Raw genomic sequence first — 20,996 nt, forward strand, 5'->3', positions numbered from 1 at the left:
TTTACTGTTCCAGTTCGTCTACTGGAACGCTGGACTCCGTGCCTGGTATTCCCAGATCACTGGCCTTCTTGTCGGCCATGGCCAACAAGCGACGAATCCGGCCAGCTATGGCGTCCTTAGTCATTGGGGGCTCAGCCATACGGCCAAGCTCGTCGAGGGAAGCTTGCTTATGCTCCAGGCGAAGCAGTCCTGCGTAGCGAAGGTGCTCGGGAACTTCTTCTCCCAGAATGCTCAGCGCACGTTCTACACGAGCACCGGCTGCAACTGCCGCCTGAGCGCTTCGACGTAGGTTCGCATCATCAAAGTTTGCCAGCCTATTGGCAGTGGCACGAACTTCTTTACGCATTCGGCGTTCTTCCCACACCATCAGTGCGTCGTGGGCACCCATACGGGTCAGCAGCTGGGCAATAGCGTCTCCATCGCGGATCACCACACGGTCCACACCACGCACTTCGCGCGCCTTCACCGTGAGTCCCAGACGTCGCGCCGCACCAACAAGGGCCAAGGCGGCTTCTGGGCCAGGGCACGTAATTTCCAGTGCGGAACTTCGCCCGGGTTCGGTTAAGGAACCGTGAGACAGGAAGGCTCCACGCCAGACTGCCTCAGCGTCAGCGGTGGATCCGTTAACAATCACCGATGGCAGACCTCTAACTGGCCGGCCTCGCTGGTCCAGTAACCCTGTCTGTCGAGCCAACACTTCGCCGTCTTTTGCTACACGGACGATGTAACGGCTGCCTTTGCGGATGCCGGAACCTGAGACCATGACGATCTCTGCCTCGTGTCCATACAACTCGCCGATGGCCATCTTAAGCCGTCGGGCAGTTGCGGCAAGATCCACCTCGGCTTCAATGACAATTCGCCCGGAGACAATATGAAGTCCCCCGCTGAAGCGCAGCATCGTCGAAACCTCGGCCTTACGCACCGATGGCTTGCGAATTTCTACCCGCGACAGCTCGTCTTTGACGGAAGCCGTCAATGCCATGAATCAAACTCCCTTACTAGGATCTTCCTAAGATCCGATCGCGGTAAACACCTCGTGATAGGCCGCCGCTAGTCGCAACGGGTCGTGCACCGCACGACCGTCAGATACTCCTACTGTACTAAAAAAGACGCGCGCACCCAGATTTTGCGCTGCCAGCTCAAATCTCTGACGATTCACGATCTTGGACTCATCTGCGATAATCGCATCAAATTTAACTTCTGGCGCATAACGGCTGAGCACTTCAAGATGCGCCGCCGCGTCCATGCCGCTGGTCTCATCGGTATCCATCGCCAAGTTCATCGTCAGCACTTTTTTGGCGGTAGTAGAAGCAATCGCTTGACGCATGTCGGTCAACAGCAAATGCGGTAACACCGAGGTGTACCAAGATCCAGGTCCCAAGATTACCCAGTCAGCAAGCTCAATGGACTCCAGCGCCTCGGAACAAGCTGGTGCATCCGCTGGTTCAAGCAAAACGTTAGTCACCAAACCGCCAGCGCCGGCCCGAGCCAATTTCGCTTGGCCTTCGATACGTCGTCGAACCAAAACATCATTCTCATCGGATTCGAGAATGTCACCGTGGATAGACAACGGAACGGTGCTCATCGGCAATACTTGACCGCGTGCACCAAGCAAGGCACCGGCCCAACGCAATCCGGCGACAGGATTATCAAGCAGTTCCCACAACGCCAAGATCAGCAGATTTCCAACAGCGTGGCCGTTCAGTGGCTCTTGGAGGTTCGAGTCTGACGCGAAGCGGTGCTGCATGACATCCCGCCAGGTACGGCCCCAGTCAGTGTCGTCACACAGAGCAGCCAACGCCATGCGCAGGTCACCCGGGGGCAAAACCTCGAAGGAGCCGCGAAGACGCCCGGAGCTTCCGCCATCATCGGCAACTGTGACCACGGCGGTCAGTTCTGTAGTTAAGCGTCGAAGAGCAGAGAGCGAAGCAGACAAACCGTGTCCGCCACCCAAGGCGACCACCGATGGGTTGCGTTGATCGTTCGCGCGGGATAGTCCTTGGATCGAAATGGGTCCCGTTGCAAATGCCATGGCGTTACTCGCGACCTAGATCGCGGTGGCTGACGCTCACACGAACGTTGGGGAACTGAGCCAATCGACGACCAAGTTCAATGGTGGTAGCAACCGAACGGTGCTTACCGCCGGTGCACCCAACAGCAATTGTGGCGTAGTGCTTGTTTTCGCGTCGGTAACCTTCAAAAACGGGTTCTAGCGCTTTGAGATAGTTTTCAATGAAGTCGCTAGTTCCCTCTTGGCCCAAAACGTAGTCCGAAACTTCTTTGTCTTGCCCGGTCTGCGGACGTAACTCTGGAACCCAGTGAGGATTAGGGATGAAACGAACGTCCGCAACGTAATTTGCATCGGTCGGCAGACCGTACTTAAAACCGAAGCTCATCACGTTAATTCGCAGAATGATTGGACCGGACTCGCTGAAGAGCTCGTTGACCGCTCTGGCCAAATCGTGCACCGACATGGTTGAAGAATCCAGAACGATTTCAGCTGCTTCGCGCAACTGATCGGTAATTCCGCGTTCTTTAGTGATCCCGTCAACGATGCGACCGTCACCCTGCAACGGATGCGGGCGGCGGCCTTGCTCAAAGCGTCGTACCAAGACTTCGTCACTAGCGTTGAGGTAGACCAACCGGTATTTGACTCCACCAGCAGTCAAATTCGCTAGGGCATCGCGAATCTCAGGGAACATTTCCTTAGAACGCACGTCCATAACGACGGCCAACTTCGGGATTGATCCCTGTGAACGGCTCATCATTTCTGTCAGTGGGCCCAGCATGGCCGGTGGCAGGTTCTCCACCACATACCACCCTTGATCTTCCAAGGCGTGGGCAACGGTGGTTCGACCGGCACCTGACATGCCAGTTACGATCACCAGTTCAGACTCAGGCGGCTTCACAGCTTCATACTCAGCGGTCATATTCCAAGGCTAGTCGACAATTTCGCCTGTCGTCATATTCACGCCGCTAAGTGAAGTGTCTTCTAAAGATTCTTTGATGATTGTCGCAAGTTTCTGGCCAACTCCGGGTACTTCGACGAGTTCTTCGATACTGGCCGCTCGTATCTTCTTCATCGATCCAAAGTGCTTACGCAATGCGGCCTGCTTAGCTTTGCCGAGGCCCGGCACAGCATCCAACTCGGAAGCAATCATCGATTTGGCACGCTTTTCACGGTGGAACGTGATGGCGAATCGGTGCGCCTCATCTCGCAATCGTTGCACGAGGTACAGTGCGTCGGAAGCGCGCGGCAAAATCACCGGGAACGGATCATCAGGCAGCCACAGTTCTTCCAGTCGCTTAGCCAGACCAACGACGGGAATATCGTCGATCCCCAGGTCGTCCATGGCCTTTTGCGAAGCTGCCACCTGCGGCGGGCCACCGTCAACGATCACCAAGGAAGGTGGGTAGGAGAACTTCTTCTTGGCACCTTCAACCAGATCATCGTCGCTGACTGCACCAGTCGCGAATGAGGAAGGATCGATTTTTTCTTTGAGGTACCTACTGAACCGGCGGTAAATCACGTCATACATGCTCGCGGTATCGTCGCGCGCTGCATCCCCGGTGATTGAAAACTTTCGGTATTCGCTCTTTTTAGGCAATCCATCTTCAAAGACCACCATTGAGGCAACCACATTGGTCCCCTGGGTGTGCGAAGCGTCGTAGCATTCGATGCGCAACAGGGCTTGTTCGGTCCCGAGGGCCTCTTGAAGTTCTTGCATCGCGAGAGAACGAGTGGTGATATCTCCGGCTCGTTTGGACTTGTGCAATCGCAAGGCCTGCTCAGCGTTTTCTTTCACGGTCGCTGCCAAGGCAGCTTTATCGCCGCGTTGAGCAATGCGCAATGAGACCTTGGAACCGCGTAGCTCAGAAAGCCACGCAGTGACATCATTGATATCTTCAGGCAAAGACGGCACGAGAATTTCGCGAGGAATACGATCCGCATGGTCGGCATAAATCTGCGTCAGCAACTGCTCAATAAATTCTGCATCGCTGACGTCGGCAACCTTTTCGACGACCCAACCACGCTGCGATCGGATCCGACCATCCCGCACATGGAATACCTGCACCGCGGCTTCAAGTTCGTCACCGTGAACGGCAAAGATGTCAGCTTCGGTACGGTCGTCCAAGACCACTGCATTTCGTTCAAACACCCGGTTCAATGCTGCGATGTCATCACGGTAGCGTGCAGCTTTTTCATATTCGAGTTCAGCGACGGCATCTTGCATTTTTACTGTTAGCGCCTTGGTGAACTTGGTTGCTTCGCCACCCATGAAGGTGCACAAATCATCGGCGAGCTGCCGGTGGTCTTCCTCGCTAATACGTCCTACACAAGGTGCCGAGCATTTATCGATATATCCCAGCAAGCATGGCCGGCCCGAGGCCTCGGCACGTTTGAAAACGCCTGGCGCACAACTGCGGACCGGAAAAACGCGCAATAGAGTATCAAGGGTTTCGCGAATAGCCTTGGCAGGATAGAACGGCCCAAAATACTTGACGCCCTTGCGCTTATCCCCGCGCATGACTAGCGCGCGCGGGTATTTCTCGTTGAGCGTGATGGCCAAATATGGGTAAGTCTTGTCGTCTCTAAAGACGATATTAAAGCGGGGGTTGTATTCCTTGATCCAGACAAACTCCAGCTGCAGGGCTTCAAGCTCTGAGCCGACTACAGTCCACTCCACGCTGTTCGCGGTGTAAACCATCGTCCGGGTCTTGGGGGTGAGGCGATCCGGGTTGGCGAAGTATGAGGTGAGACGATTCCGCAGAACCTTGGCTTTGCCAACATAGATGACCCGGCCGTGTTCATCGCGAAAACGGTACACACCCGGATTTGTTGGAATGTCCGAAGTTTTCGGACGGTAGCTTGCTGGTTCAGCCATGGGTCATTTCGCGTCTGGTGGTAACTGGTTGTATGAATCCACGCGTTCTTGACCAGACAAAGCAGCAATAGCATCCACGATCTGATCAGTTGCCTGACGTCGCTGAGGCAACGGATGCTTGCGTCCGAGCTGGTCGAACTGAAGTGGTTCACCATAATGAATCTTGAATTTTGCGGGTCTGAAGCCTTTGGAACCGGCAGGCTGCAATTTTTCGGTACCGATCAGCCCGACCGGAACCACAGGAACGCCAGTGGTCAGCGCAAGCCAACCCACACCGGTGCGGCCACGGTAGAGTTTTCCGTCACGCGATCGGGTGCCTTCGGGATAGATCCCGATGCCTCCCCCGGTTTCGATAATCTCAACTAGCGAATCCAGGGCAGCCACTGAAGCTGCCTGTTCGCCGCGTTGCACCGGGATGGATCCGACGGATTCGAAGAAAGTCTTCATTAACTTTCCTTTGACTCCCGGAGTCGTGAAGTATTCTGCCTTGGCAAAAAATGCGACATCACGTGGCGTCAATGCCTGAATGATGAGCGAGTCAAAGAATGAGAGGTGGTTGGAGGCGACTATAAATCCGCCCTCTTTTGGGACATTCTCGAGTCCGGTGACCTCAGCACGACATACGCCATGGATGACGCCACGAATCGAAGAACGGGTCATGGTGTAGATGCTCACTTATTTAGCACCTTCCTGCACGCCGTTGTTTTCAGATTCGAGTGTTTGGGCTATCTGCTCCCCCAAAAGAGCTACCGCCAATTGGCCGGTGGTATCTACTAATAGGTCAGCATGGGAAAGTTCGTTGTCCTGGGCAAAGCCCCAAGATACGCCGATGGACGCGACAGAATTTTCTCGTGCTGCATCCACATCGTAGTATCGATCACCGATCACCACGCTTGACGACGCGTCGAGATCAGCATCTTTCAATGCGGCCGCAACGATGTGAGTCTTGCTTGAGCCCATCTCACCGTGTTCGCTTTCATTGCCATGAATCGCATCGAGGTGCTCAGTCAGACCTTTTCGGTCCAACAACTTGCGGGCGATGTTTACTGGTTTGGCCGTCGTCACAGCGACATAGATATTAGCGCGGCGCAATGCTTGTAAGAGCTGGATAACGCCGGGATAAATTTTCGATTCATCCATGCCAAATTCTTCGTAGCGACTGCGATAGGTGGCGATGATTTTCTCGATGTTCTCATCGGTAACGCCGTCAATGGTACGAAGCCCGACCTGTAGTGGCGGGCCGACCAAAGCCTCAACTTGCGCCTCTCCTGGATCGGCCAATCCGTGAGCCACCAGGGCATGGCGAATTCCCGAAGTAATTGCACCTGCAGGGTCTACCAGAGTCCCATCAAGGTCAAAGAGCGCACTTGTTACCGACATATTCACTTAGCTATCTTCCCATGAAGCGGGCGCGGGTCAGGAATCCATGACCGAAAAGGCATATTTCCCTGATCCGCGCCACATATTCTAGAGGATTTCGGCGAGGAATTTTCCGGTATGCGAAGCACTCACCTTGGCCACCTTTTCCGGGGTGCCGGTGGCAAGAATGGTGCCACCTCCGGAACCGCCTTCGGGTCCCAGATCGATGACCCAGTCAGCTGACTTGATGACATCCAAATTGTGCTCAATGGTCAGGACAGTATTGCCCTTGTCCACCAGTCCTTGCAGCACCAACAGCAATTTACGAATGTCTTCGAAGTGCAGACCCGTGGTCGGCTCATCAAGGACATAAATAGAGCGACCGTTGGAACGCTTCTGCAACTCTGCGGCAAGCTTCACGCGCTGCGCTTCGCCGCCGGACAAGGTGGTGGCAGGTTGTCCCAGACGAACATAGCCCAAGCCCACATCAACCAACGTGCGCAGGTGACGGGCGATCGGAGTGAAGGCGCTAAAGAATTCTGCGCCTTCGGCGATCGGCATGTCCAATACGTCCGCGATGTTTTTGCCCTTGTAAAGAACCTGCAAGGTTTCGCGATTGTAGCGCGCTCCATGGCAGACCTCGCACGGAACATAAACGTCCGGCAGGAAGTTCATCTCAATCTTGAGTGTGCCGTCACCCGAGCAGGCCTCGCAGCGTCCGCCCTTGACATTGAACGAGAAGCGTCCAGGCTGGTAACCACGTAGCTTCGCTTCATTGGTCTCTGCGAACAGTTTGCGAACGTGGTCAAACACGCCGGTGTAAGTGGCAGGGTTCGAACGCGGAGTTCGACCAATTGGCGACTGATCTACGTGCACCACTTTGTCTAGTTGTTCCAGACCCAATACGCGGGTGTGACGACCAGGAACCTGCTTGGCTCCATTGAGCTTGTTGGCCAGCACCTTGTACAAGATGTCGTTGACCAGCGTTGACTTTCCGGAACCGGAGACACCCGTGACTGCTGTGAGCACGCCCAGTGGAAATTCCACCGAAACATCCTGCAGGTTGTTCTCGTTGGCTCCAACGACCTTCAGCTTGCGATCCTTATCAATCTTGCGACGCTTAGCTGGGATGTCAATCTGCTTACGTCCGGAGAGATAGTCACCGGTCAATGATCGCGTATTGGCCTTCAAGCCCTCGACAGACCCGGAATGAACTACTTCACCGCCGTGCTCGCCAGCGCCTGGACCGATATCTACGATCCAATCCGCTTCGGCAATGGTGTCTTCATCGTGTTCAACGACGATCAAGGTATTGCCTAAGGAACGAAGATGTAGCAGGGTGTCGATCAGTCGACGGTTATCACGCTGGTGCAACCCGATGGACGGCTCGTCCAACACATACAGCACACCAACCAACCCCGAACCGATCTGGGTAGCTAAGCGAATGCGCTGCGCTTCCCCGCCAGACAGTGTTCCGGCAGCTCGCTCAAGGGTCAGGTATTCAAGGCCCACATCAAGTAGGAACTTCATGCGAGCGTCGATTTCTTTGAGCACCTGTGCTGCAATCTTTGCTTCACGCGTCGAAAGCTCGATGGTCGCAAGGAAGTTTGCTGCGCTGCGTAGATCCATGGCGGAGACTTCGGCGATGGATCGACCTCCCACGAGCACCGACAGTGATGCTGGGTTCAGACGCGCACCACCACAAGTTGGGCATGGAATCTGACGCATGTACTGCTCGTAACGATCCCGGGCGTGGTCCGATTCGGTCTCTTCGTGCTTGCGATGCACGTAAGAGATCACGCCTTCAAAACCGGTGGAGTACTTTCGCTCCCTACCAAAGCGATTCTTGTACTGAACTACGACCTTATGGTCCTTACCGCTCAAGATTGCTTCACGAGCGGTAGCAGGAAGATCCTTCCATGCCGTGTTCATCGTGAACCCAAGCTCTTGACCCAAACCCTCGATCAGGCGGTTCCAGTACTCGGTGGTCGCCTTGCCCAATGACCACGGTGCAATGGCACCCTCGGCAAGGGTGACTTCTGGGTCTGGGACGATCAGGTGCTCGTCAACCTCAAGCTTCGTACCGATACCCGAACACGCAGAACATGCTCCAAATGGGTTGTTAAAGGAGAACGTGCGAGGTTCGATCTCGTCAATTGCCAGTGGGTGCTCGTTAGGGCAAGCCAAATTTTCGGAGAAAGCTCGTACTCGCTGCGGATCATCCGCTTCGAGATCGACAAAGTCAGCCAAGACTCGACCGTCAGCAATCCCCAATGCCGTTTCAATTGAATCGGTGAGACGTTGCCGCGCATCTTCCTTGATAGCCAGACGGTCAACCACCACCTCAATGGTGTGCTTAACCTGCTTGGCTAGTTTCGGTGGATCCGTTAGTTGAATGGTGGTGCCGTCAACACGTGCACGAGAGAAGCCTTTTGAAGAGAGCTCAGCAAAGAGGTCAACAAACTCTCCTTTACGCGAGCGGACTACAGGCGCAAGAATCTGGAAACGAGTTTTCTCCGGTAGTTCCATCAGCTGGTCCACAATTTGCTGGGGAGTCTGCTTAGAGATTGGCTCGTGACAAATTGGACAATGCGGACGACCTACACGAGCCCATAGCAGGCGCATGTAGTCGTAAACCTCGGTGATTGTACCGACGGTCGAACGGGGGTTGCGGCTGGTCGATTTCTGATCAATCGACACCGCAGGAGACAAGCCCTCAATAAAGTCAACGTCTGGCTTGTCTACTTGCCCGAGGAACATACGAGCATACGCAGAAAGCGACTCGACGTATCGACGCTGACCTTCGGCGAAGATCGTGTCAAAAGCCAGAGAAGACTTGCCGGAACCGGATAGTCCAGTAAAGACGATCATCGAATCACGAGGAAGGTCGATGTCGACATTCTTTAGATTGTGTTCACGCGCGCCCTTAACAACCAGGCGAGTGAGGTCTGTTTTCTTGCTGTCTGCAGTAGTAGCCACGTGCCCATACTAATCGAAAACTACTTCGAATAAGTGTACGAGTGGACCTATCTCACAGAAATTTTTTTACAAGTTTTCCCCGGGCTCGGCGAGCGCAGTTGCGAACCTACTTTCCTTCTTCGGGCGTCATTCGGTAGGCAGTCATGCCCTCCAACCCGCTGAACACAACTAACTGTTCATCCCTAAAACCGGCTCTCTTGAACTCGTCAACGTTAGGAATTGCTTCAGTTGGCTTCCATGTACCGCGTTTGCAAACTGATTGCGCGTCAACAAAATAGGTTTCTCCAGAAGCCTTATGCTCCCACGGAGCTTCGGTTCCCAAAGTGGAAGAGTAAATATAGTAGGAATCTCGGTCGACGTTACATAGTACGTTTTCACCGATCTCGTCTTGCAAAGGTGCTTCCTCCCCAGCGACATTAACAATCTTGTCACCACTCGCCGTTGGGAGAATCCATGAGGAATCTGAGGAGAACGGGCGGCCAGCGCCTTCCTTGCGCTTCGAGAATTCGTAAGGGTCCTGTAATCTTTTCCGCCATTTCACTTCACCAGATCTGACAGCAATTCCTACGACCTTCCACGTGGCATCTTCGCTCTTGGATTTGTATCGATCCTGTCGAGTCGAAGTTAAAGTTTGTTTGCCGCTGTCGTAATAGCATGTTGCGAGAATCCCATTCTTGACCGACATTCCTTGCCCTTCCATAGACCCACAAGACCAAGCAACGCCTTTTTGATGCCATAGTTCGCGACCAGATGTTGCGTCAAGAGCGACTACTTTTGAAAGGTCCGCAAGGGAGTACGTGACCTTCTTCTTATCATCTTCGAAAAATTCGTCCTGGGCGTGGGCTCCATAGCCGAGTAAAACATTTCCGCTTTCTCCGGTTGCTTCCCAAACAGCACCTTCCCAAGATGAATAGCCGTTGGCGAAAACATTTTCATAATGACGATTCCAAAGGGTCTTACTTCCACGCGTGTAGCTGAGCATTTCTTGGTCATCATCCCAATACGAGATCACGCCTTGGCCTAATCGTTCGCCGTCTTTTTTGAGTCCCAGCGCAACATCATCGTCTGGAAGCGAACGCCACTGCTTTCTTCCCCAGTCAAGTTTGAGATGGATTTTCCCTTGAAACTGATTGTCTCGGGCCATGGCACCTGACGTACAAAAAGTCTCGCCACACACGTACGGTCGCTCGCCCCAGTAATCAAAGGTGTTTTTAACCTTGAATTTCTTGCCTGTGGCAACGTTTGCAAGATTGAGTTCACCGTAGCCGCCGGTTCTCGCACCAAGGTAGGCAATGTATAAGTTGTCCTCATGATCGAGAATTTGGACTTCTGGGGGTACTCCCCGCATATCCGATGCTCCCAGAGCTTCGTCTTTCCAAATTTGCTTACCGGTCTTCAGATCCCTCGCAATGATTTCCAACTGAGGACCTTGGCGCCGATAAGCAATAGCTACGTTGCCCTCAACATACACATCAGAGACGAGCACCTCTTTGCTTTTCCATGCGACAGTGGCCGGAACAGCTGCTTGTATATGAGGTGTTTGCTCTGTTGATTGGCCGTGGCTCGTGGTGCAACCTGACACAGCTAGGCTGAAAATCCGTGCGCTGGACGTCGCCAGCTTGGCAGCAATGGATGCCTTGGAGCCACTTCGGTCCGAAATCATGGTGTTTCCCTACCCCGTGAAACGTTGAATAGTTCCAGAGTCTAGGCCCAGATTTCAAAATGATTCGGGGGTTATCCACAAATTTCCGTGAACCGTTTCTCTCGGTTCGAGTACCTAGCTTCGCTGACGCTGCAGCGCCCTCATTCGATACTTTCCAACGACACGTGTCTAGCGTGGCAGGGAGCTAAAGGCGGCTCGAAGGTATTTGACCGCTGTGGCTTCGTCCACTGACCAGAGCTGGGCAATTCGAGCGAGGTCTGCGGCAGCATCACTCACTTCTTGTTCGCCACGGTCATCGGCTGCCTGTACTACGGTTCCATGTCGACCACGGGTGACTACAGCTCCCTGCAGTTCGAGTTCTTTGTACACTTTGGCAACGGTGTTGACCGCCAGATTTAGGGTCCCTGATAACGCCCGAACAGAAGGCAACTTAGTACCCGGGGCCAGTTTGCCTTTGGCAATCGCAGAGAGGATTTGTTCGCGGACCTGTTGGTACGGCGCCACGGAGGACTTGGGGTCAATTTTGATGAATGCTAATTCGCTCATGCTACGCTCCTGTCGTTGAACCTGTATCTTCTGCTGCACCGAGCCTATCTTTAATGGTCGCATTGACCATGTATTCCGTCGTAGTGTGAGTGGTATGAATGAACTATTGCTAGATGATGTGACCATTCGCTGGACCTCTGTTTCAGACATGGCTAACAATGTTTACCTCGTGACCAATCGTCGCTCGGGCGAACAACTTTTGATTGATGCCGCCGACGACGCTCCCGCAATTGCAGAGCTCATTCAGGCTGCACAGGGTGATGCGCAAAACGCTCAGATCGTGGCAGTGGCAACCACCCATCAGCACTGGGACCATGTTCGTGCGCTGGCCGACGTGATCGAAAAGCACCCGGTTACAACCTACGCCGGGGCTGAAGACATGGCTGGCATTGCCGAAGAATCCGGGGTTCAGATCACGAATGGACTGAATCACGGTGACCAGCTCAAACTTGGGGACGTGGTAATTGAAGCCATTCACCTACGCGGACATACGCCTGGCTCCCTCGGTTACGCGCTGGTCGATTCCTCCGGCCAGCCTGTCCTTTTTAGTGGTGACAGCCTGTTCCCTGGCGGAGTGGGCAACACCTGGAAAGACCCGCAGCGATTCTTATCGCTCATTACCGACGTTTCCGAAAGAGTCTTCGATCGTTTCCCCGACGCAACCAAGGTACTGCCGGGTCACGGAGATACTACAACGCTAGGCACCGAGCGCCCACACTTAGATGAGTGGCGCGAGCGCGGCTGGTAAACAACTTGGTGAGGTGCCCGGAGACAGTTCTCCGGGCACCTCATTGCTTGTATTCTCGTGCACGCGTGCAGTCCCGTAGTGAATTACCGGGCCAATTTGTGACCAACCATGAACAGACGACGGAACGGGAAGTTCGTCAGTCTCGTCCCATCAGGCGCTTGGAAAGAAGGATAGGACGCAGAAACCGCAGCACGATAATCGTTTTCGAATTCCACATACTCCGACGAATTCAAGGTCGCCTTTACGGGCAGCAATGCAGTGCCGCGTACCCAGTCAACGATGGGGTCATCGCCCATGAGTAGCTGATGGAAAGTACTCTCCCAAACATTAGCCTGGAACCCTGCGCTCAACAGCAAACGTTGATATTCATCTGGTTCTCCCACAACAGTGCCGCCGCGAAGGATTCCCCCGAGTTTGTGAACCCATTTGGGACTCTCGGCGACCTCCCTCATTAACGCATGTGATGGGGAGGCGAAGTTGCCCGGCATCTGAATGGCTACGTAGGATCCTACCTTCATGTTCTCCAGCCATGAGGTCAGTAGCTCACGATGCTCCGGAAGCCACTGCAACATCGCGTTGGAAAACAACAAATCGGTCTCTTCTTCTGGTTGCCAGACTCTCGCGTCGGCCAGCGCAAACTCCAAGTTCTCTTCATGTTCGGCAGATTGAGCTTTGGCGATCATTTCTGCCGACGAGTCAAGCCCCGTCACCTGAGCGTCGGGCCACCGTTGCGCCAATAACCGAGTCATATTTCCCGGGCCGCAGCCCAGATCGACAATCTTCTTAGGGTTAATCTCGGATAATTGTCCGAGCAGATCCTTATATGGCCGTCCGCGATAGTCGGAGAATTCTGTGTACTTTGCTGGATCCCATTTCATGCCCTAAGCCTAAACCTTTAGCTCTGCGCCTCAATAGGCACTCAGCCACCGGTCTCACCCGATAGGCTAGTAGCATCATGTTGCTCACCGATTACTTGCCAGCAGACAGCAAAAGCGTTTCCGACGACGAAATCTATGAGGCTTTCGGCCAATGGGTTACCTCCCGCGGCATCAACCTCTACCCCGCCCAAGATGAAGCCTCAATGGCGCTGGCCGGCGGCAATAATGTCATCCTTGCCACCCCAACAGGCTCCGGCAAGTCAATGGTCGCCATCGCCGCTCACTTCTACGCGATGTCCCGCGATCAAATCAGCTTCTACACCGCCCCAATCAAGGCGCTCGTCTCGGAAAAGTTCTTTGATCTATGCAAGATTTTTGGGGCCGAGAACGTTGGCATGGTGACCGGTGACTCCTCGGTAAATGCCGATGCCCCGATCATCTGCTGTACCGCAGAAATCCTGGCAAATATTGCGTTGCGCGAAGGATCCAAGGCCGACGTGGGCTGCGTGATTATGGATGAGTTCCACTTCTATGCTGATCCGCAGCGAGGCTGGGCGTGGCAGGTTCCGCTCATTGAACTGCCTCAGGCACAGTTCCTCCTCATGAGTGCTACCTTGGGCGATGTGACCCGCTTTGAGAAGGAACTCGAAGAGCGCACCGGCACACCAACAGTAACCGTCGCTCATACCGAGCGTCCGATCCCTCTGCACTTCTACTACTCTATGGAGCCGGTGCAAGAGGCCGTAGAGGAACTGATCAAGACCAAGCAGGTCCCGATCTATATAGTTCACTTCTCCCAGCTCGACGCGATCGATCGAGCAACCGGGTTGATGAGCATCAACGTGGCAACTCGTGAGGAAAAAGAAAAAATTTCCGAAATGATTGGCGGCTTCCGTTTTGCCGCTGGTTTTGGCAAAACGCTAAACCGTTTGGTTCGGCATGGCATCGGCATCCACCACGCCGGAATGCTTCCGAAGTACCGCCGACTCGTTGAGCAATTGGCCCAAGCAGGTCTGCTCAAGGTGATCTGCGGTACCGACACCCTGGGCGTGGGAATCAATGTCCCCATCCGCACAGTAGTACTCACGGCCTTGTCGAAGTTCGATGGTACGCGCACTCGCATCGTTAATGCTCGTGAATTCCACCAGATTGCTGGGCGTGCGGGGCGGGCCGGTTTTGATACTGCTGGCACCGTCTTGGTTCAGGCCCCTGAACACGCGATCGAAAATCACAAGGCCATGGAAAAGGCACTGAAGAAGCACGGCGAAGGCTCCTCGAAGCTCAAGCAGATTCCGAAGAAAAAGCCACCACAGAACTTCGTCACCTGGGGCGAGAAAACTTTCGAAAAGATCGTCGCCGCTGCCCCAGAAACGCTCAAGTCCTCTTTCCAAGTCTCGCACTCCATGCTGCTGAACCTGCTAGAACGCGAAGATAACGCCTTCGAAGCAGCCGTCCGGTTGCTCAGCGAGAATCACGAGACTCCGGCAACTCAGCGCAAGTTGAAGCTACGCGCCTTGGGGATCTTGCGCGAGTTGATCGCCACCGAGGTCGTCGTCCGTCGAGACGAGCCTGATGAATACGGGAACTACTACGAGCTGACCGTGCATTTGCAGCAAAACTTTGCACTCAACCAGCCGTTGTCGCCCTTCGCACTCGCGGCCCTGGATCTCTTGGATCCAGATTCAGCCAGCTACGCACTGGATGTGGTATCGGTCATCGAAGCTACGTTAGAAAAGCCACGCCAGGTGCTCTCCGGTCAGGAGAAGAAGGCCCGCGGTGAAGCTATTGCCGCGATGAAGGCTGATGGCATGGACTACAACGACCGGATGAATGCTCTGGATGAGATCACCTATCCAATGCCACTGGCCGAAAAGTTGGAATCGGCCTTTGAGCAGTACCGTACAGGTGCGCCATGGCTCGCCGATTTTGAGGTGCAGCCAAAGTCGATCGTGCGCGACATGTACGAACGAGCCATGGGCTTCTCCGATTTTGTTCAGTACTACCAGCTGGCACGTTCTGAAGGGGTGCTCTTGCGCTACCTGACCGACGCGTACAAAGCGCTGCGCCAAACGGTTCCGCAAGATGCACTTCGCGAAGATCTCGAAGATTTGATCGAGTGGCTCGGCGAAATGATCCGACAGATTGACTCCTCGCTGCTGGACGAGTGGGAAGAGCTCTCTCGCGGTGAACTGCACGAGGAAACCGAAACTGCGCCACCTCCGACTCCGGAAAAGCTGACCAGCAATAAGCGGGCCTTCCGTGTGATGGTGCGCAATGAAATGTTCCGCAGGGTCAAGCTTTTTGCCGATGAACAAGACCATGCCCTCGGTGAACTCGATGCTCACAGTGGCTTCGACGCCGATGCTTGGGCCGATGCCTTGGACGGTTACTTTGATGAGCACGATGACATCGACGACGGTCCGGCCGGTCGTAGCAATGCTCTATTCATCGTCAACGAACTACCCAACCGTGTGTGGGAAGTTCGCCAGATTTTCGCCGACCCAGCAGAGCACCACGACTGGGGAATCAGCGCTACGATCTCATTGGACGACTCAGATGAGGTCGGCTCCCCCGTGGTGACGGTAACGTCCGTGGGCCGATTGGACTAGCTTTAGTTGACGGCGATTGTTTATGCGCTACTAATTCGTGAATGCCAGGTCTTGCTGCAACTGCGGCAAGGCACTGGTTTCATGGACGGCATGTGGAGCGCGGCTGCTGCCGGACACATCGAACCCGGGGAATCGCCCACAGCGGCAGTGATTCGTGAAGCCCGGGAAGAACTCGGACTCTGCCTTGAGGAGGCAGATTTGCACCCACTTGCCGTTGTGCAACGGCGAGATGACCGGACCGATTCAGCAAAGTTCGTCGAAGACCATTTCTTCTTCACGCGGAAGTGGTCAGGAAATCCAGCGATTGCCGAACCGGATCGGGCAGCAGATCTCCGCTGGTTTTCCCTCAAGGATCTTCCGCCCAACGTTGTTCTTCATGAACTATCTGCCTTGCATCGGCTAGCACAAAAACAGTAGCCAAGGACGAGCCGTTGTCGTAGGGTATGGCCATGAACGGATTCCAGCTTCGCCTCTTGGGGGCGTGCGTCGTGCTGTTTGTGATGATCGGCTTGCTCAGCGGCTGGTCAGCGCTGTTTGCCACCGAAGCGCTCGTATTTACGCTCTTCCAGTTCGGGGTTTTGGCGCTCGGTTTGGCATTGATCTATCTCGGGGAAAACCTACGGATCCCCAAGGCCAATAACTGATAAGTAGCAAACGTTCGTTAAGGGGCCTTGGCAAAGACCACTCTGCCGTCGCGCAGTTCAAGGAGATCTGCACTTCCCGGCGAAGAACCGCCAAAATGGCTGGTAGCTTGGACCACCGCTGCGCCTAGCGCCCGCTCGATCAGTGAACGTAACTCACTAGGAATCTCAGCCCATGGCAACCGTCGGGTGAATTCGATGTGCATAAAACGGATGATGCCAGATCAAAAAAACAGTCAACAACCTAGGCAACGATCAGTGCGATACCTACGTAGGTAGTCAGCAAGGTTGCTAAAAGCCATTCGGCCGTCGAGCCTGTCTCTGCAAGGACCGGAATTGCTAATCGTCCATTGGCCTTCCAACAACCGCCGATCAACGGCAATCTGCGGAACCAGCGCGGGGAGCCAATTTTAATCGGCCAAATCAAGTTGCAGCCGCCCACGGTCAGCATGTCACCGACCACGTGGACTATCACTCCGACGGCCACCGCCAACAGGAACCAAGCGTTTTCTTCCGGCGCGTTCACCCCGACAAAGGCGCCGGTAGCCAAAGCTATGATCCAGCAAAGCATCGGCGGCATGAACTTCACCGACTTCACTGCGAAGGAAATGAGCAGAATCGCGAACAGCGCCGCGCCTGGGTAAATAGTTCCCAGGGCCGCGGTGGCAACATCCCACCCGTTGGCCAACCACGCGAGAAGAATGAAGAAGGCGATCCCGATGATGGAGTGTGTACCGTTTCGGTGTCCGCCGGATACTTCACCAACCACTCTGGCAAAAATCGACGAAAATGGTGGCAGTGATCGAGCGATCGTTGCACCGTGGTGGTCAGCGTCCGGCAACAGTGCGGCACCCGCGCATACGATGGCGCCGGCTAGGGTTTCCCAACGGTCCATATGGAAGGTGCCAAGCCCCAGGTTCACCGTTCCCACGGTGACTGGAGTTGTAATTGCCAACCATGCGGCTGCGCCGCTCACCGCGTGGTGTCCACCCATCATGCATTCAACCTTAGGACTGGTCACCGACGTTTTAGCGACATGACAGCGGTAAGCTAGAACACATGAGTATTGTGCGCGAAGCGGTCGTCGAGGACTGCTCTGAGATTTTGGAACTAATTCAGGAACTGGCGGTGTACGAAAAGGAGCCGGATGCGGTACGCAATACCGTGGCCCAGCTAGAAACGCACCTCTTCGGTCCTAGCCCACGGGCTTTCGCTCACGTCGCTGAAGATCAGCAGGGCCAGATCGTTGGCATCGCCATCTGGTATCTCACCTACTCCACGTGGGAGGGGCGACATGGTATCCATCTGGAAGACCTTTACGTACGTTCCAGCCAGCGAGGCTTAGGCACCGGAACGGCTCTACTTCGTCAGCTGGCACAGATTTGTGTCGAGCGCGGCTACAAACGTTTGGAATGGGACGTGCTGGATTGGAACGAACCCGCCATCAAATTTTATGACTCAATCGGCGCGGGATCTCAGGATGGCTGGACTACCCGCCGACTAGATGGCTCCGCTTTGGAAGCACTTGGATCGCAAGGAGAATAGCCATGGCACAGTACCGGGGCATGAACGTCACCGATCATCGCATCGACGTTCCGCTAGACCACTCACGTCCTGAAGGCGAACAAATTACGGTTTTCGCCCGTGAGGTGAGTACCGATTCGACCAAACCCTACTTGCTCTTCTTACAGGGTGGACCTGGCGGAAAGTCTCCTCGACCTGGTTCGCTTTCTGGCTGGTTGGCCGAGGCGACCAAGCATTTCCGCGTGCTATTACTCGATCAGCGCGGCACCGGCCTATCCACGCCAGCCAACCGACAGACCCTGCCACTGCGCGGAGATTCCGCTGCTCAAGCACGCTATCTAGAACATTTCCGTGCCGATTCCATCGTGAGAGATGCCGAGGCGCTTCGTATGCATCTCGGCGTGGAGAGGTGGAGTACCTTTGGTCAGAGCTACGGCGGATTCTGCACCCTGACTTATCTATCAATGTTTCCGCAGTCGCTCACCCGCAGCGTGGTCACCGGCGGTCTAGCATCGCTAGATCAGGACGCAAAAACGGTGTATCGGGCAACCTATGCACGAATGGCTGAGCGCAACCGTGAGTTCTTCTCTTGGTACCCCCAGGACCTGAACGCTCTGCATGATATCTATCAGCACGTGAGGGAGAACCACGACGAGCATCTGCCCAATGGCCAACAAGTCACGGTACCGCTAGTACAAATGTTGGGCATGTACCTTGGCGGTAATACCCGAGTGCACCTGTTGCACCACATCTTTGAAGAGGCCTTCTGCCAGACTCCAGGCGGTCGTCGCCTCTCAGATACGTTCTTGGACGCGTTGCAGGCACAGGCCTCGTTCGCATCGAACCCACTGTATGCGCTGATGCATGAGACGATTTATGCTCAGGGTCAGCCAACGAACTTCGCTGCCGAACAAGTGCTTGCCGAGTTCCCGGAGTTCACCTCGCAGGCTGACACACCGTTACTCACCGGCGAAATGATCTTCCGTTGGCATTTCGCCGAAGACCCCGCTTTGCGCCCTCTCGAAGACGTGGCACGCATCTTGGCCGAGCACGAACATTTCGCCCCACTGTACGACCTCGAGGTGCTGGCGAAAAACACAGTTCCCGTGGCTGCAGCGGTGTATCACGACGACGTTTACGTCGATCGGGAACTGTCCTTGCGCACCGCCTCGCAGGTGGCAGGTCTGCAGACCTGGGTCACCGATCAGTACCATCACGATGGAATCGGCGACGATGGACCAGCCATCTTCCGCCGCCTACTAGCCATGACCAACGGTGAGGATCCCGAAGTAGCCGCCAAAGACTAACCTGACCAAAACAGCAAAGGCGTGTGCCTCCCATCCTCATAGTGGGAAACACACGCCTTTTTCTGTGCGGTACTGATACTGCCTAGTTACTACGACCAGTGGCTAGTCATCTAAGTCGTCCGCCATCTCAGCGTTGAGCCGTTGCATGAGTACTAAGGCCCTTGCTAAAACTGCTTGGTCTTCTTCACTGAACGCTTCGATGCCATCAAGCAAAAGGTTTGTGGCCCGTTCGCGATAGCGACCTACAGCCTTCTGCCCGCGCTTAGTCAGATTCACTAGGGCTACACGGCGATCTTTTGGATCACCATGGCGCTTGACCATTCGATCTTTTTCAAGCCGGATCACCAGACCGGTCATCGTTGGTTGAGCGACCCGCTGTTCGGCGGCCAGCTCACCAACACGTTGCGACTTCACACGTTCCAACGAACCGAGCACACGCCACGCTGTATCTGAACGACCCTCCCCGACGCTTTCACCCAGTAAACGTGTCATCTTCCCCGAAGCCTGCGCCAGCTCAGCCGCTATCGCGCCAAGATCAATCGGTGCATCGCTCATGAGATTTCTCCCTCCAAAGATGTTCGATGGTTTCAATGGGGCCAGAAAAGCCCGCCAGAGCGATCCCTAAGGATCGTCCGGCGGGCATCCGGGAATTATTAGATGTCGTCGCGCGAAGCACGATCCGAGCTCGAGGTCATCGACTCTGCCTCTGCGTTGGCCGCAGCACGCTTGCCCCATGGAGTCCACAGAGAGAGCACCGTGGCAACAATAATCGCACCAAGGATCACCAGCAGGGATAGTCCGGTGGAGATATCCAGCCATGGGTAATCCAGGTGATGGCCACCGTTGATGAATGGCAGGTTGTTTTCGTGCAGTGCGTGGAAGACCAGCTTTACACCGATGAAAGCAAGGATGAAGCTCAGCGCGTGCTTCAGGAAGACCAGTCGGTTCATTAGACCGCCGAGCAGGAAGTAGAGCTGGCGCAAACCCATCAGCGCGAAGATGTTCGCGGTGAATACGATGAAAGCAGACTTGGTCAAACCGAAGATTGCGGGGATCGAGTCAAAGGCGAACAAGAGGTCGGTCATACCGATGGTGACGAAGACCAACACCATTGGGGTGAACAGCTTCTTTCCGTCGACCACGGTGCGCAGCTTGGCGCCGTCGAAGTCATCGGAGATTGGCATGCGGCTGGTCAGCTTCTTAACCAGGCCACTTTCTTCGTCCTCGTCTTCGTCCTTGAGCTGGTTCCAAGCGGTCCAGATCAGGAAGGCACCGAAGATATAGAACACCCACGACCACTGCTCGATGAGCGCTGCACCAAGGACGATGAAGATCGCGCGCAGGATCAGCGCAATAATAATGCCGAACATCAGCACTTCTTGCTGATACTTTCGCGGCACCGAGAATCGCGCCATGATAATGATGAAGACGAACAGGTTATCTACGGACAACGCGTATTCGGTGACCCAACCAGCGTAGAATTCTTGGCCGATCTGAGGTCCTGCCTGCCACCAAAGAATACCGCCGAAAATGAGTGCAAGGGCGATATAGATGCCGACAAAAATGCCGGCTTCCTTCATGGAAGGAATGTGCGGGCGCTTGGTGACGTATAGCAAGTCTGCGATAAGTACCGCACACAGCACGACTAGCGCGATGATCTCGAATTGAATGGTTAACCCATGAGTGCCCACGGACGAGCGACCTTTCGTTGGAGGGTATGGAAAATCGCCGCAAGTCTCTCCGCCCTCACCCTGACCTCCGAATACATCGCAAGTCGGTTTCGTGATCGGCTGCTGCGCCCGGCGAATCGCCATTGATTCGCGTGTTGACGTTCACAGCATTGGGATACTCCCCTA

At 54.8% G+C, this 20,996-nt stretch carries 20 protein-coding genes; 6 read left to right on the forward strand and 14 right to left on the reverse strand.

Features of this window, described 5'->3' with window-relative positions:
• Position 1 precedes the first annotated feature (1 nt).
• The 9 genes from whiA to FJV47_RS01270 all read right to left on the reverse strand — a co-directional run bounded on the left by whiA (position 2) and on the right by FJV47_RS01270 (position 11,433).
• Complete coding sequence (gene whiA, locus FJV47_RS01230; protein WP_159609324.1) at positions 2–982, reverse strand: DNA-binding protein WhiA; 981 nt, start codon at positions 980–982, stop codon at positions 2–4.
• A gap of 27 nt (positions 983–1,009) precedes the next feature.
• Positions 1,010–2,032 carry a uridine diphosphate-N-acetylglucosamine-binding protein YvcK gene (yvcK, locus tag FJV47_RS01235; protein WP_159609325.1) on the reverse strand — a complete coding sequence of 341 codons (1,023 nt, stop codon included), beginning with the start codon at positions 2,030–2,032 and terminating at the stop codon, positions 1,010–1,012.
• A gap of 4 nt (positions 2,033–2,036) precedes the next feature.
• Positions 2,037–2,930, reverse strand: coding sequence for an RNase adapter RapZ (rapZ, locus tag FJV47_RS01240; RefSeq protein ID WP_159609326.1), 894 nt, complete (start codon positions 2,928–2,930; stop codon positions 2,037–2,039).
• Positions 2,931–2,939: 9 nt separating this feature from the next.
• On the reverse strand, positions 2,940–4,886 hold the full coding sequence (gene uvrC, locus FJV47_RS01245) for an excinuclease ABC subunit UvrC (RefSeq protein ID WP_159609327.1): 1,947 nt from the start codon (positions 4,884–4,886) through the stop codon (positions 2,940–2,942).
• A gap of 3 nt (positions 4,887–4,889) precedes the next feature.
• Complete coding sequence (locus FJV47_RS01250) at positions 4,890–5,561, reverse strand: 1-acyl-sn-glycerol-3-phosphate acyltransferase (RefSeq protein ID WP_159609328.1); 672 nt, start codon at positions 5,559–5,561, stop codon at positions 4,890–4,892.
• On the reverse strand, positions 5,562–6,266 hold the full coding sequence (locus tag FJV47_RS01255) for an HAD hydrolase-like protein (RefSeq protein ID WP_159610029.1): 705 nt from the start codon (positions 6,264–6,266) through the stop codon (positions 5,562–5,564).
• Between the two features lie 87 nt (positions 6,267–6,353).
• A complete protein-coding gene (gene uvrA, locus FJV47_RS01260; protein WP_159609329.1) occupies positions 6,354–9,224 on the reverse strand; it encodes an excinuclease ABC subunit UvrA in 2,871 nt (956 codons plus the stop codon).
• Between the two features lie 106 nt (positions 9,225–9,330).
• A complete protein-coding gene (locus FJV47_RS01265; protein ID WP_159609330.1) occupies positions 9,331–10,887 on the reverse strand; it encodes a hypothetical protein in 1,557 nt (518 codons plus the stop codon).
• Positions 10,888–11,055: 168 nt separating this feature from the next.
• Positions 11,056–11,433 (reverse strand): GntR family transcriptional regulator, encoded by a 378-nt coding sequence (locus FJV47_RS01270; protein WP_159609331.1) that lies wholly within the window; start codon positions 11,431–11,433, stop codon positions 11,056–11,058.
• 94 nt (positions 11,434–11,527) lie between these two features.
• On the opposite strand from FJV47_RS01270, the gene FJV47_RS01275 reads away from it, so the two are divergent.
• Complete coding sequence (locus tag FJV47_RS01275; protein ID WP_159609332.1) at positions 11,528–12,181, forward strand: MBL fold metallo-hydrolase; 654 nt, start codon at positions 11,528–11,530, stop codon at positions 12,179–12,181.
• 83 nt (positions 12,182–12,264) lie between these two features.
• On the opposite strand, the gene FJV47_RS01280 is transcribed toward FJV47_RS01275, so the two are convergent.
• On the reverse strand, positions 12,265–13,059 hold the full coding sequence (locus tag FJV47_RS01280) for a methyltransferase domain-containing protein (RefSeq protein ID WP_159609333.1): 795 nt from the start codon (positions 13,057–13,059) through the stop codon (positions 12,265–12,267).
• A gap of 77 nt (positions 13,060–13,136) precedes the next feature.
• Here FJV47_RS01280 and FJV47_RS01285 point away from each other — a divergent pair, with 77 nt between their 5' ends.
• From FJV47_RS01285 to FJV47_RS01295, 3 genes are read left to right on the forward strand one after another with little or no spacing between them, the layout of a single operon-like run.
• The gene (locus FJV47_RS01285) at positions 13,137–15,668 is read left to right on the forward strand and encodes an RNA helicase (protein WP_159609334.1); all 2,532 of its coding nucleotides are present in this window, start codon (positions 13,137–13,139) and stop codon (positions 15,666–15,668) included.
• 6 nt (positions 15,669–15,674) lie between these two features.
• The gene (locus tag FJV47_RS01290) at positions 15,675–16,085 is read left to right on the forward strand and encodes an NUDIX domain-containing protein (protein ID WP_159609335.1); all 411 of its coding nucleotides are present in this window, start codon (positions 15,675–15,677) and stop codon (positions 16,083–16,085) included.
• A 32-nt stretch (positions 16,086–16,117) separates the two neighbouring features.
• A complete protein-coding gene (locus FJV47_RS01295) occupies positions 16,118–16,312 on the forward strand; it encodes a hypothetical protein (protein WP_159609336.1) in 195 nt (64 codons plus the stop codon).
• Between the two features lie 17 nt (positions 16,313–16,329).
• Here FJV47_RS01295 and FJV47_RS01300 read toward each other — a convergent pair whose 3' ends face one another.
• Both FJV47_RS01300 and FJV47_RS01305 read right to left on the reverse strand, forming a co-directional pair.
• Positions 16,330–16,515: a hypothetical protein gene (locus FJV47_RS01300; protein ID WP_159609337.1), complete on the reverse strand. Its 186-nt coding sequence runs from the start codon at positions 16,513–16,515 to the stop codon at positions 16,330–16,332.
• Between the two features lie 38 nt (positions 16,516–16,553).
• Positions 16,554–17,306: a metal-dependent hydrolase gene (locus tag FJV47_RS01305; RefSeq protein ID WP_159609338.1), complete on the reverse strand. Its 753-nt coding sequence runs from the start codon at positions 17,304–17,306 to the stop codon at positions 16,554–16,556.
• A 62-nt stretch (positions 17,307–17,368) separates the two neighbouring features.
• On the opposite strand from FJV47_RS01305, the gene FJV47_RS01310 reads away from it, so the two are divergent.
• Together FJV47_RS01310 and FJV47_RS01315 are read left to right on the forward strand one after the other, a co-directional pair.
• Positions 17,369–17,854, forward strand: coding sequence for a GNAT family N-acetyltransferase (locus FJV47_RS01310; RefSeq protein ID WP_200831923.1), 486 nt, complete (start codon positions 17,369–17,371; stop codon positions 17,852–17,854).
• Between the two features lie 2 nt (positions 17,855–17,856).
• On the forward strand, positions 17,857–19,140 hold the full coding sequence (locus FJV47_RS01315; protein ID WP_159609339.1) for an alpha/beta fold hydrolase: 1,284 nt from the start codon (positions 17,857–17,859) through the stop codon (positions 19,138–19,140).
• 102 nt (positions 19,141–19,242) lie between these two features.
• On the opposite strand, the gene FJV47_RS01320 is transcribed toward FJV47_RS01315, so the two are convergent.
• Both FJV47_RS01320 and FJV47_RS01325 read right to left on the reverse strand, forming a co-directional pair.
• Entirely contained in the window at positions 19,243–19,695 is a 453-nt protein-coding gene (locus FJV47_RS01320; protein WP_159609340.1) for a MarR family winged helix-turn-helix transcriptional regulator, read from the reverse strand.
• 98 nt (positions 19,696–19,793) lie between these two features.
• Positions 19,794–20,831, reverse strand: coding sequence for a TerC family protein (locus FJV47_RS01325; protein ID WP_159609341.1), 1,038 nt, complete (start codon positions 20,829–20,831; stop codon positions 19,794–19,796).
• Positions 20,832–20,996: the final 165 nt, after the last annotated feature.

The sequence above is a fragment of the Glutamicibacter sp. JC586 genome, assembly GCF_009805585.1.
Classification (GTDB): Bacteria; Actinomycetota; Actinomycetes; order Actinomycetales; family Micrococcaceae; genus Glutamicibacter.